The sequence below is a fragment of the Pseudomonas sp. 910_23 genome, assembly GCF_052850795.1.
On sequence record NZ_VXCZ01000019.1, the window covers coordinates 11,698 to 24,253 of the forward strand.

Below are 12,556 nucleotides of genomic sequence, written 5' to 3' on the forward strand. Positions count from 1 at the left end.
CTATCCTGCAACCGGTGGATCGATGAGGATGCGCAGGTGTTGCTGCAACGCATCGTGCAAGGCATGAGCGTCGGCGGCATTGCCAACCTGGGCCCAGCATTTGAGCAAATAATGCTCCTCGATATCCGCGTCAATGTAGTGGCCGGGGTCCTGCGGGGCATATTCCAGCACCGAGCGGTGTTGGTCCAGGAACTGCAGGCCGTCAATGCCCCTGAAAAGGCCACTGTGCTGCGGATAAATCGCCAGCATCGCGTAGTGTTGCCCCGCCTCGGCGATCTTATGTGCGCCGGCCTCCAACTGTGCATTGATGCCCTTCTCGCCCAACAACAATCCCATGTACAACTGATAAGGATCGACACCGGCCAAGTCGCGGAACGCCGAGTTCACATACAGTCCGCCCAGGCGCGGGTTGATCTCGATGACCACCGGCCCTGCGTCCGTCATGCGAAACTCGAAATGCACCACAGCGTTGGTCAGGCCCACCGCGTGCAGGCAGTCCACCGCGTACTGGCGGATCTGCTCACACTGGGCCTGGCTGAACGACGTCGGCGGGGAAATCAGCAGGTTCTCAAGGACGGTGCCGCTGCGCTCGGTCAGCAGCAGTTTTTCATTGATCAGCAGCGGATGGACACGCTCGACGGCAATCACACATTCCACACTGCCTTCGATGCCAGGAATATAACCTTCCAACAGAATGCTGCGCCCTGGCAGGTATTCACGCCGCAGCCCGTCCTCAGGCGGCAGGGCGTGCGCACAGCCGTAGAAGTCCGCATAAGCGGCGGCGCCATGATCATTCACGAAATGCCGATAGTGGCTGCGTAGCTCCTCCCAGCTCGAGCATTTTTTGATAAACGCCGAAGCCCCGCCAAAGGGCGGTTTGGCGATCAGTGGATAACCCACGCGCTCGGCGCCTTGCTGGAGTTCCTGTTCGTTGTTGCACAGCACGAACGGTACCGAACGCAACTCATGCTGTTTCAACACGCGGCGCATCAAGAACTTGTTATTGCACGCCGCAATCGCCTCTGGGTGGCTGTAGACCAAGCCCAACCGCTGACACGCCTGCGCAACGATACAGCCCACCTCCCCTTGTGCGGACGGGTGCCCGGCCTGGCAGAAAATCCCCCGCACCTGATAACGCCCGTCCAACTGTCCGACCAACTCCAGGATGGACTGCTCACTGAGCGTTTCGAGCAGGAACACTTCGTCACTGTCGTCCCTGAGTCGTTGCAGGTGCTTGCGCCCCGCCACGGCGGCCGTCAAACACGCCAAGCCGTGGGCGCGGGCCACCGTGAAATGCGGTTCCCGGTAGCGGTAGCGAGCGCAAGCGCTGTCATCCACATCAATAAACAGAATCGCATCCTGTTTCATACCGCATCCTGCCAACTGCACCATTGGCCCTCCCAGTTGCGAAAACGGTAAGTACGCTGCCCATCGCGAACTTCAAAATGCGGTAAGTCTTCAGGTTTTTCAAAGTCCAACAACGGCACGGTGAACTTGCCTTGTGCGTGAGGAAGTACATATTCGGGCAGGGCAATATTGGATACGCGGCGTTTGAGCCGATCCATTATGACGATGGCTTGGCTGATCGAGGCCTTATACTCTGAAGCACCGGGTGAAAACGGCATGAAGTGATATAAGTAATAGGGCTTTACGCCCAGACGATAAAGATCAATGAATAATTTATGCAACGTCGCTTCATCATCATTCACGCCACGCAACAGCGGCATGTTAGAGAATACTATCGGCACCACGCCCTGAATCCGTTTAACCGCGAGGGCAAAATCAGCACTGAGTTCAAGCGGGTGGCAGACATGCACACCAAATGCATTGACTTTGTACTTGTGCAGCATCGCCACCAACTCATCGGTCACGCGAAACGGGTTGAAACTCAAAGCCCGCGAATGAATGCGTATCAGCAGGTCATCACGAATGCCGCGCAATGCGGCCAGCATCTCCTCAAGCTTGCGGTCGGCCAGCATCAGTGGGTCACCGCCACTGAGAATCACCTCTTCAATCGCCGGGTTAGCGCGGATGTACTCCACCGAATCCTTGAACGAGTCGGTGTTGGCGTTAGCTTTGTCGGTGCCCACCTGCAGCGTGCGCAGCGCCTCGAAACAGAACTGGCAATAGGCATTGCAGGTGTTGGTGGTGCGCAGGATCACGCGGTTGTCGTACTTGTGCTGGCAGATGGGCGTCTTCATCTCATGATTGAGTTCCCAGTTTTCGGAACTGCCGTCATAGTCGCCCTGCACCTGTTCGCTCCAATACGGTACTACCTGGCGCCACAGTGGGTGGTCCATCACCTCGCCGGTGGTGAGTGAACGCTTGATCAAATCAATGTAGTAAGGCGTGATCTGCATCTTGCGATCTTGCAAGTTGTGCTCGATATGCGCCGTTGTGGCCTCGCCCCATCCACCGCAGGCATTGCGCAGTGCAGGTTCATCGCGGATGGCATTCTTCTGCTGCCAACGCCAGTCTTGCCACTGAACTGAACGATGCATGGCTTGATCAAAAATCGACATGAGTTTGAACTCTCTGTTAAGGCATAGGGACGCGTACTTTTCCAGCGCAGGAAAAGTATTATTCGCAGCAATGGCAATCGACGGGCATACGACAGACCACGATCAAGTAACTAATTTGATCACCGGCACCAGAGAGATATAACAGTTCGCCACTTGAGGGCGCGAATAAACGACTAGCACGGTCATGCAATCAACTTCCTTTTTATAATATTTCGACTTCCAAGTCCGCACCCACTAAAGCCGATACCCGTCAATGTGTCAATACAATAAACTTGTAATTTGTCTGGAATTAACCTGCCCCCGCGCCAACACCCTTTAATGACAAGGGGGGCTTTCGTTCAAGCCAAGCTATTTGAAAAACAAATAATACTGAAAGCAACGCGCGCCGCTGTTATAGAGAGCGTTATTTCTACTTATATAACTACGTAGCCGCACTTCCGCTGAGCCAGGGGTTGGGCGCGAGGCAGTGGCGCTCAAATGCATGGCTGATGACGAAATCACCCAGCGGCATGATCACGTCCCTGGAGGTCAGGCCCGGCCTCACGCAAGCCGCTGAACGCTTGCAGGCTGGTGTATTGCGTGTTCGATCAGCTCTCAAATGCGGCCTGAATGTGAACCTGAAACATTTTCTTTCATATGCGCCTTAGGGATTTCTCATTCTCATTCGTCTTAATTTAGATACAGCCCGTCGCGTCAGCAAAAGCTACGACTGGCCTTTTCCGGGCCTTCATTGCCCCCTTCGCTCAAGACCCTCATTCATATGTCGAAGAAGTCACGCTCCAAACTCTGGTTTCTCGTACATAGCTGGCTGGCGTTGCCCATCTGGTTCTTTGTACTGATCGTCTGTGTCACCGGCACTCTGGCCGTGGTGAGCCAGGAAATCGTGTGGCTGGCCAACCCGGATATCCGTGCGAGCAAGCCGTCGGATGACGCCCAGCCACTGAGCTTTGACCAGGTGATCGCGGCCATCAAGCGCGATGAGCCCAAGGCAATCGTCCAGTCCATCATTCGCCCGGATGAGTCGCACTTCGCCCTGAGCGTCGGCCTCAGCTACCCGGATGGGCGCTCGGTGGACGTCTACGCCAACCCCTATACCGGAGCGATCCAGGGCATCAGCCCCTCGTTCAACTTCCAGCAATTTACCCGCGCGCTGCATGGCTGGTGGCTGGTGCCGTTCACCAATGGGTACAGCTGGGGCTGGTACCTGGTATCCGCGCTGGGCTTGCCACTGCTTGCCTCGCTGATCACCGGGCTGGTGGTGTACAAACGCTTCTGGAAAGGTTTCCTGCGCCCTACCCTGCGTATCCGACACGGTGCGCGGATCTTCTGGGGCGACTTTCACCGCCTGAGCGGCATCTGGTCGATCTGGTTTATCGCGGTCATTTCAATCACCGGCACCTGGTTCCTGATCGAGGCGGCCTTGAGCGACAACCAGATATCCATTTCCAGTGAGCCCATCGTGCCGGTGATTGCCCGTGAAAAGGTGCCATTGTCGGCGTCGGGCGTCCCGGCACCGATGATCCCTATCGATAAGGCCATCGACATTGCCGCCGAAAAAATCCCGGGGCTGGACGCCAGCTTTGTGTTCATGCCAAGCAACGCGTACAGCCACCTGCAAATCGGCGGGCGCGGCTGGTACCCGTTGATGTTCCAGACCGCGCAACTGAACCCCTATGACGGTGAAATTGCTGTCTCGAACCTGTTGTCCGACCGCACCCCCCTGGAGTTCGTCACCGAGTCGATGCGCCCGCTGCACACAGGTGACTTCGGCGGTTTGTGGATCAAGTTGATCTGGGCCTTCTTCGGCCTGGTGCTGAGCATGATGGTATTGAGCGGCTTGCTGATCTGGACCAAGCGCACGGCCCTGGCCACCCTCAATGCCCTCAAGCGCGAAGCCAAGACGCGACGTCAGCCCGCTTCTATCCCGGCCATGCACGCCAAAACCTCGGAGGCACAGCGATGAGCAAGGTCGCGACCGTACCGCCATCCCCCCTGCGCGCCTTCTGGCTGAAATGGCGTTTTCACATCAATGTTCTGCTGTTGCTGATACCGCTGGGGTTCATGCCCAAGTACTTCGCCGACGCCGCGCTGTTTCGCGGGGATGCCGGCATCGGCGAGCGCATAGCCGGGCAAGTGCAAGTCGGCCCCTGGAGCCTGACCCTGGCCGAGTTCCGCAATGAAGGCCCGAGCCCGAACCCGGCCGGGCCGATGAAATTCTTCAACGCCGCCCTGTGTGACACCTGCGCCAACGAAGTCAAGGCCACCTACCTGCGTATCGGTAAACCCCGCAGCCTGCGCGCCGCCGGGGTGATCTTCTTCGGTACGCCATACCGCATGGGCGCCGCCCTGCCAGTGCCGGAACGCACACCGGTGGACGCCGAAGTCTGGGTGACCATGGAAGGCTGGGACGGCAGCATGCACCAGGGTTCCATCCCGCTGAACCAGGCTTCGCCTGCCACCATTGCCTGGCTGAACAAGCAAGGAGTTAAACCATGACGTTCAAGCGCCTGACCCGCGCCGCACTGTTAGTGTGCGCCGGCTTGAGTACCACCGCCTTTGCCCACAACCCGATGTGCGAATGCAAGGAAATCCCCGGCGAGCAGATCCAGTGCAAAGGCGGCTTTTCCGACGGCAGTGGCGCACCCGGCGTGACGCTGGATGTGATCGGCTACGACGAAACCATCCTGGTGCCCGGCAAGCTCGGTGAAGATTCGACCCTGACCTTCAAGAAGCCCGCAGCCGAGTTCTATGTGCTGTTTGATGCAGGCCCCGGCCACGTGGTGGAAATCGACCAAGCGGATATCCAGGCGCAATGAGTACTACACAGGTTGTACGCCCCGCCGGTGCCGGCCATGAAACGCTCTATGTGCTGCTGCTGTGCCTGATCATCCTGGCGGTGGCGGGCACGGTCGTGGCGCTGCACGGTGAAACCCAGGAAATTGCTGCGGTGCCAAGCCACCAGTTGGACGCCCGCCGTGACCTGAGCGCCGCCGAGCAAGGCATCTACGCCGACCTGCGGGTGACTCTGGATGAAATCCACTTGTTGCAGCAGGAGCAAAGCGCCCTGCCGACACCTGAGCAACTGGCCGACGAAGGCTTCGCCCCCTTTGCCCAGGATGCCAGCTCGGTCAGCCGTGGTGGCCATCGCTGGCAGTTACTCCCCTCGGCCGCCTACCTGGGCCTGAGCCAGGCACCGGCCACCAGCGGCTCGCTGCTGATGCGCGTGCAGGGCGACGAGCCGGATATCTGGCTCAACCGCAGCGTCAATCTTGCCGCCCCCTCCGACCTCACTGACCAGGCACTGATCGCAGCCGGCTGGCAGCAAGTGGTTGCGCAATTCGATGCCGGCGTGACCCGCCAGCATCGTCACTGAACGAGAAGACCGATTGCCCATGTCTATTTCATCGCCCCTGTTGCGCCTGTTGCTGGTCAGCTTTCTCAGCCTGCTGCTCGCTCCCCTGGCGAATGCCGAAGCAGCTAAACGCCTGCGTATCGGCATCACCCTCCACCCCTACTACAGCTACGTGACCAATATCGTCGGCGACAAGGCTGAAGTGGTACCGCTGATCCCGGCCGGCTTCAATCCACACGCCTACGAGCCCCGCGCCGACGACATCAAGCGCATCGGCACCCTGGACGTGATCGTGCTCAATGGGGTTGGCCATGACGACTTCGCCGACCGCATGATCGCCACCAGCGAGCGCCCGGACATCAAGGTGATCGAGGCCAACGCCAACGTGCCGCTGCTGGCGGCCACCGGCAATGCCGCGCGCGGTGCGGGCAAGGTGGTCAACCCGCACACCTTCCTGTCGATCAGTGCATCGATTGCCCAGGTCAACAACATCGCCCGCGAGTTGGGCAAGCTCGACCCGGACAACGCCAAAACCTACACCCAGAACGCCCGCACCTATGGCAAGCGCCTGCGCCAGATGCGCGCCGACGCCCTGGCCAAGTTGACCAGCGCCCCCAACCCGGACCTGCGCGTTGCCACGGTGCACGCAGCCTACGACTATCTGTTGCGCGAGTTCGGCCTGGAAGTCACCGCAGTGGTAGAACCGGCCCACGGTATCGAGCCAAGCCCCAGCCAGTTGAAGAAAACCATCGATGAACTGCGCGCCCTGGATGTGAAGGTGATCTTTTCGGAGATGGATTTCCCGTCCACCTACGTCGAGACCATCCAGCGTGAATCCGGGGTCAAGCTGTACCCGCTGTCGCATATTTCCTATGGCGACTACAGCGCTGAAAAATACGAAGTGGAAATGACCGGCAACCTCAACACCGTGGTCCGCGCAATCCAGGAGTCAGGGGCATGACCGCCGCCCAACAACTGAACGCCGTCAGCGTCGGCCCGACCCTGAACTTCGACCAGGTCTCCCTGACCCTGGGGCGCACCGTGATCCTCGACGACGTGAGTTTCCAGATACAGCCAGGCAGCATCCATGCGCTGGTCGGTCCGAATGGCGGCGGCAAAAGCTCGCTGATCAAGACCCTGCTCGGCCAAACGCCCCACCAGGGCCGTTTAAGCCTGGAGTGGCCGGCCGCGCCCGGCACCATTGGCTACGTGCCTCAGGCGCTGGAGTTCGACCGCGGCCTGCCGATGACCGTCGACGACTTCATGGCTGCCATGTGCCAACGGCGGCCTGCGTTCCTTGGCCTGTCCCGGCATTACGCAGCGGCGATCGGTGACGCACTTGAGCGCGTCGGCATGCACGACAAACGCAAGCGTCGCATGGGCGCGTTGTCCGGCGGTGAACGCCAGCGCGTGCTGCTGGCCCAGGGCCTGATCCCTGCACCGCAATTGCTGGTGCTGGACGAACCCATGTCGGCCCTTGATGAAGCCGGCATCCAGGTGTTCGAACGGCTGCTCAATGATTGGCGCCTGGCCGGGATCACCGTGCTGTGGATCGAGCACGACCTGGAAGCCGTCGGCCGCCTGGCTGACCGTGTCACCGGCCTGAACCGCCGAGTGCTGTTCGACGCCACGCCAAAAGTGGCGCTGACCCCGGACCGCCTGCTGACCCTGTTTTCCACTCACCCGCGGAGCCCGGCACAATGAGTTATGAAGCCTTTCGCTTGATGGTCCAGGGCTGGGCGTCTTCCGGTTACCTGCCGGAAGCCCTGGCCTACGGGTTTGTGGTCAACGCCCTGCTCGCTGGCTTGCTGATCGGCCCGGTGCTGGGCGGCCTGGGCACTCTGGTGGTGGTCAAGCGCTTTGCGTTTTTCTCCGAAGCGGTCGGCCATGCTGCGCTGACCGGCGTGGCCGTAGGCATCCTGCTGGGCGAACCCTACACCGGGCCCTATGGCAGCCTGTTCGGCTACTGCCTGCTGTTCGGCATCCTGCTCAACTATCTGCGCAATCGTACCGGCCTGGCGCCGGATACCTTGATCGGCGTGTTCCTGTCGGTGTCGCTGGCGCTGGGCGCCAGCCTGCTGCTGATCCTGGCCGGCAAGATCAACGTGCATATCCTCGAAAACGTTTTGTTTGGCTCGGTACTGACGGTCAACGGCAATGACTTGCTGGTACTGGCAATCGTCGGTTCGCTGGTCATGGCCCTGGCATTGCCGCTGTACAACCGCATCATGCTCGCCAGCTTCAACCCGCAACTGGCGGCGGTGCGCGGTGTGGCGGTGAAGACGTTGGACTACCTGTTCGTAATCCTGGTGACGCTGATCACCGTGGCTGCGGTCAAGGTGATCGGCGCGATCCTGGTCGGTGCGCTGCTGGTGATCCCTGCCGCCGCGGCGCGCCTGTTGAGTCAATCGCTCAAGGGCTTTTTCTGGGTCTCGGTGCTGATCGCCACTGTGAGTACCCTGTGCGGCATCCTGCTGCCGATCATCTTCGACCTGCCGATCCCGTCCGGCGCTGCAATCATTCTGGTTGCCGGTATCGCCTTCGCCTTCGCCGCCATCGCTCGCGGCACCGTGCCCAGCCTCAAAGGGAATCTTGGATAATGCGCCCTGTCTTTCGCCCAATGGCCCTGGCCATCGCTTGCTTGATCAGTACATCGGCACTGGCTGCCGTTGATGGTTTTGACCCGAAGGAATTCAAGGCCAATCACGGCCTCGGCCATGCCGCGCTGACCAAGGCCAAGTCGGTAAAACCGGTCAAGGTGCTCGCCTCGCTGCCCATTACCTACGGTTTGGCCGAAGTGCTGCTCAAGGATACCGACGTGCAACTTGAACGCGCCGCGCCAGCCAACCTACCTGGCTCGCGGCAGGTGTCCTACTTCACCGGCCGCGGCGCGGCGGCACTCAACACCTTGGCGCAGGACGCCGACGCCGCCATCGGCTTGCGCTCGCTGTGGGCCGATGATCCGCTGTACCCCGTGGCACGGCGCAGCAATATCCGCATCGTTGAAGTGGACGCTGCACGCCCGGTGGACGGTGGCTTGCCGGGCATTGCGGTACAACCGGGTGTCACCGATGGCCTCAACAGCCAACCCTGGCAATCGAGCAACAATCTGGGCCGTATGGCCGATGTATTGGCCGCCGACCTGAGCCGTCTCGCCCCAGGCGCCAAACCAAAGATCGATACCAACCTGGCGGCACTCAAGCAACGCCTGCTCAAGCTCACCGCCGACAGCGAGGCGCGCCTGGCCAAGGCCGATAACCTGAGTGTGGTCAGCTTGAGCGATCACTTTGCCTATTTGATCAGCAGCTTGAACCTGGAACTGGTCAGCACCGATGCTCGCCCAGACGCAGACTGGACGCCTGAAGCGCTGCAAAAACTCAGTGCGCAGCTCAAGGACAACGAAGTGGCGGTGGTGTTGCACCATCGTCAGCCGAGTGAAGTGGTAAAAGCAGCTGTCACTGCAGGTGGCTCCACACTGCTGGTGTTGAATGTGGACGGCGCCGAACCGGTGACAGAGTTGCAAACCAATGTGGATCAGGTGATCAAGGCGCTGACGCCATAACGTCTACCCCCACATGAATCGCATCATGGCGCCAGAACTCCAGGTCGCAGTCGATCAAGCGCTGGTGCTGGTCATAGTTGACCCGGGCGATGCGCAAGCCCGGGCTGCCCACCGAGACGCGCAGCGCAGCGGCCGCTTCCACCGGCAGTGAGGTCGGCACAATCTCGAAACGCACCCGCCCGTAGTGCAAGTCATATTTGCTGGCATACAGCTCAGTCATCGACTGATTCAAATCACACGCCAGGATCCCCGGAAAATACTGCGGGTTCAGGTAGTGCTCCACGTACAACACCAGGCGTCCGTCAATCCTGCGGCCCCGGCAAATCTGGATCACGCTCGACAACGCCGGCAACTGCAACCACGCGCACACCGCCGCCGACGCCGGTTGCAAGCGTGCGGAAATGACCTGCGTGGAAGCCTCACGCCCCTGGTCGCTGACCATCGCGTGAAAGTGGCTGCGCTGCATCAGGTTATAGGCCAGCCGCGGTGGCGAGACGAACCAGCCCCGGCGCTCTTCGCGATAAATCTGTCCTTGGGCCTCCAGTTGTAACAAGGCTTCCCGCACGGTAATGCGGGTGGTACCAAACAACTCGCTGAGCTTGCGCTCGGCGGGCAATTTGCTGGCTGGCGGCAACAGGCCGTGGTCAATCTGCTCCTGCAGCGCCAGGCCGATGGAAGTTACCGCCTTGATTGCCTCATCCCGCATCAACGTTACCTATCTGGACTAGACCAGCACCGTTCAGGTGCACAAATCGCGCTCTAACTGGCTTTTGCTGCTGCGAGCCAGCCTAGGCATTACAGATGACCGACAGATGACAGCCGGTAGCCACCGCCTGCACCACACCCTGCAATACATCGGCCAAGTCCAGGGCCTGCGGGCTGTTGGGCATGGTCTACGCTAAGTCTGAGCTGAGCGACACCCGTGCTTCAAAAACGACATCGACATGAAACTGTCATCCATCGGGCCTAAATTGGCTCAGGTATTGCTGACCTAGACCACACCTTCGCCAACGTTCGTATAAAACGCCGCGTGTAAAACGCCCAAAGGAGCTTCGGATGAAACAGCTTTTCCTGGCATCACTGTTAGGCTCGACCATTGCCATGTGCACCGCCGCCATGGCCGCTGATACCGATCTAAAAACCCTGGAAGCCGCCGCCAAGGCGGAAGGCGCCGTCAACAGCGTCGGCATGCCCGATGATTGGGCCAACTGGAAAGGCACCTGGGAAGACCTGGCCAAGACCTACGGCCTCAAGCACATCGACACCGACATGAGTTCGGCCCAGGAAATCGCCAAGTTCAAAGCCGAAAAAGACAACGCCAGTGCCGATATCGGTGACGTGGGCGCAGCCTTCGGCCCGATCGCGGTGAAGCAGGAAGTCACCCAGCCATACAAACCCTCCACCTGGGCGCAGGTTCCGGATTGGGCAAAAGACAAGGACGGTCACTGGGCCCTGGCCTATACCGGCACCATCGCGTTTATCGTCAACAAAAAACTGCTGCACGGCTCCGAAGTCCCGACCAGTTGGGCCGACCTGCAAACCGGCAAATACAAGGTGTCGGTGGGTGATGTAAGCACCGCAGCCCAAGCCTCCAATGCGGTACTCGCCGCCGCTATCGCCAACAAGGGCGACGAGAAAAACATCGCACCGGGCCTGCAGTTTTTCACCAGGATCGCCCAGCAAGGTCGCCTCTCACTGTCCAACCCGACCATCGCCACCATGGAAAAAGGCGAAGTCGAAGTTGGCATTGTCTGGGACTTCAACGGCCTGAGCTACAAAGCCAAGATGGCCAACCCGGATGACTACGTGGTGCTGATTCCATCGGATGGCTCGGTGAAATCGGGCTACACCACCATCATCAACAAATACGCCAAGCACCCGAACGCCGCCAAGCTGACCCGCGAATACATCTTCAGCGATGCAGGCCAACTCAACCTGGCCAAGGGCAATGCGCGTCCGATCCGTGCAGAAACCGACCTGAAGCTGCCGGCCGATATCGCCAAGAACCTGATCCCGGGCGAGCAATACACCAAGGCCAACCCGCAGCCGATCAAAGATGCCGATGCCTGGGAAGCGACGTCCAAGAAGCTTCCGCAGATGTGGAACGAGCAGGTCATCGTAGAGATGAAGTAATCGGTCTCTCTGATCGAAGTGCGGTCAGTGTGGGAGCTGGCTTGCCTGCGATAGCGGTCTGACATTCAACATTTGTGTCCACTGATACACCGCCATCGCAGGCAAGCCAGCTCCCACATTTGATCCGGTTTCAACCGAAAAAACGATATCTGCCCATCTGTCGCGGAGCCCCAGCCCCCATGAAGCACACTGTCATCCTTGTCGTGCTCGACGGCCTGAACTTCGAGGTCGCCCAGCACGCCATGGGACACTTGCAGGCCTACGTCGGCGCAGGACGCGCAGCCCTCTACAAACTGGAATGCGAACTGCCCGCCCTGTCCCGCCCGTTGTATGAATGCATCCTCACCGGCGTGCCACCGATTGACAGCGGCATTGTCCATAACAACGTCTCGCGCCTGTCCAACCAGCGCAGCATTTTCAATTACGCCACCGACGCCGGCTTGAGCACCGCTGCGGCGGCTTACCACTGGGTCAGCGAGTTGTATAACCGCACGCCCTTTCTCGCCGCCCGCGATCGTCACACCGACAACAAGGCACTGGCGATCCAGCACGGGCATTTCTACTGGACTGACCACTATCCGGACTCCCATCTGTTCGCCGATGCCGAGAGCCTGCGGCTCAAGCACGCGCCCAACTTTTTGCTGGTGCATCCGATGAATATCGACGATGCCGGCCACAAGCATGGCCTCGACACCGCGCAATACCGCAACAGCGCCCGTTCGGCCGACATTATCCTGGCCGACTACCTGCAAGGCTGGCTCGACGCCGGCTACCAGGTGCTGGTCACGGCCGACCACGGCATGAACAACGACCGCTCTCACAACGGCCTATTGCCGCAAGAGCGCGAAGTGCCGCTGTTTGTCCTCGGTGACGCCTTCAGCCTGGATGCTGACGCCGCGCCGAAACAAACCGATCTGTGCGGTACCGTCTGCGAGCTGCTTGGCGTGCCGCACGACAAACCGGTGTGCCGGGAGTTGCTCAAGTGAA

General features: G+C 59.9%; 13 protein-coding genes. 10 read left to right on the plus strand and 3 right to left on the minus strand.

Annotation, left to right across the window (positions count from 1 at the left end):
• Complete coding sequence (locus FW800_RS21140; RefSeq protein ID WP_446438396.1) at positions 1-1,368, minus strand: ATP-grasp domain-containing protein; 1,368 nt, start codon at positions 1,366-1,368, stop codon at positions 1-3.
• Positions 1,365-2,501 carry a KamA family radical SAM protein gene (locus FW800_RS21145; RefSeq protein ID WP_236648024.1) on the minus strand — a complete coding sequence of 379 codons (1,137 nt, stop codon included), beginning with the start codon at positions 2,499-2,501 and terminating at the stop codon, positions 1,365-1,367. Before FW800_RS21145 ends, FW800_RS21140 begins: the two co-directional genes overlap by 4 nt.
• A 781-nt stretch (positions 2,502-3,282) precedes the next feature.
• Between FW800_RS21145 and FW800_RS21150 the strand changes: the two genes are divergently transcribed.
• From FW800_RS21150 to FW800_RS21185, 8 genes are read left to right on the plus strand one after another with little or no spacing between them, the layout of a single operon-like run.
• Positions 3,283-4,485, plus strand: a complete 1,203-nt coding sequence (locus tag FW800_RS21150; protein ID WP_446438397.1) for a PepSY-associated TM helix domain-containing protein — start codon at positions 3,283-3,285, stop codon at positions 4,483-4,485.
• Positions 4,482-5,018 (plus strand): thiamine pyrophosphate-binding protein, encoded by a 537-nt coding sequence (locus tag FW800_RS21155; protein ID WP_446438398.1) that lies wholly within the window; start codon positions 4,482-4,484, stop codon positions 5,016-5,018. Before FW800_RS21150 ends, FW800_RS21155 begins: the two co-directional genes overlap by 4 nt.
• On the plus strand, positions 5,015-5,338 hold the full coding sequence (locus tag FW800_RS21160) for a hypothetical protein (protein WP_446438399.1): 324 nt from the start codon (positions 5,015-5,017) through the stop codon (positions 5,336-5,338). The genes FW800_RS21155 and FW800_RS21160 overlap by 4 nt, the downstream gene beginning before the upstream one ends.
• A complete protein-coding gene (locus FW800_RS21165) occupies positions 5,335-5,895 on the plus strand; it encodes a DUF6162 family protein (RefSeq protein ID WP_032876971.1) in 561 nt (186 codons plus the stop codon). The genes FW800_RS21160 and FW800_RS21165 overlap by 4 nt, the downstream gene beginning before the upstream one ends.
• 19 nt (positions 5,896-5,914) lie before the next feature.
• Positions 5,915-6,835, plus strand: coding sequence for a metal ABC transporter substrate-binding protein (locus tag FW800_RS21170; protein ID WP_446438400.1), 921 nt, complete (start codon positions 5,915-5,917; stop codon positions 6,833-6,835).
• The gene (locus FW800_RS21175; protein WP_446438401.1) at positions 6,832-7,578 is read left to right on the plus strand and encodes a metal ABC transporter ATP-binding protein; all 747 of its coding nucleotides are present in this window, start codon (positions 6,832-6,834) and stop codon (positions 7,576-7,578) included. The genes FW800_RS21170 and FW800_RS21175 overlap by 4 nt, the downstream gene beginning before the upstream one ends.
• Positions 7,575-8,474, plus strand: a complete 900-nt coding sequence (locus tag FW800_RS21180; RefSeq protein ID WP_005786732.1) for a metal ABC transporter permease — start codon at positions 7,575-7,577, stop codon at positions 8,472-8,474. The genes FW800_RS21175 and FW800_RS21180 overlap by 4 nt, the downstream gene beginning before the upstream one ends.
• Complete coding sequence (locus FW800_RS21185) at positions 8,474-9,436, plus strand: metal ABC transporter solute-binding protein, Zn/Mn family (RefSeq protein ID WP_223018446.1); 963 nt, start codon at positions 8,474-8,476, stop codon at positions 9,434-9,436. Before FW800_RS21180 ends, FW800_RS21185 begins: the two co-directional genes overlap by 1 nt.
• Here the strand turns inward: FW800_RS21185 and FW800_RS21190 are convergent.
• Positions 9,417-10,142: a UTRA domain-containing protein gene (locus FW800_RS21190; RefSeq protein ID WP_032876981.1), complete on the minus strand. Its 726-nt coding sequence runs from the start codon at positions 10,140-10,142 to the stop codon at positions 9,417-9,419. The two genes, FW800_RS21185 and FW800_RS21190, sit on opposite strands and share 20 nt — an antisense overlap.
• Before the next feature lie 350 nt (positions 10,143-10,492).
• Here FW800_RS21190 and FW800_RS21195 point away from each other — a divergent pair, with 350 nt between their 5' ends.
• Together FW800_RS21195 and FW800_RS21200 are read left to right on the plus strand one after the other, a co-directional pair.
• Entirely contained in the window at positions 10,493-11,569 is a 1,077-nt protein-coding gene (locus FW800_RS21195) for an ABC transporter substrate-binding protein (protein ID WP_005786727.1), read from the plus strand.
• A gap of 179 nt (positions 11,570-11,748) precedes the next feature.
• A complete protein-coding gene (locus FW800_RS21200; RefSeq protein WP_103735455.1) occupies positions 11,749-12,555 on the plus strand; it encodes an alkaline phosphatase family protein in 807 nt (268 codons plus the stop codon).
• Position 12,556 lies beyond the last annotated feature (1 nt).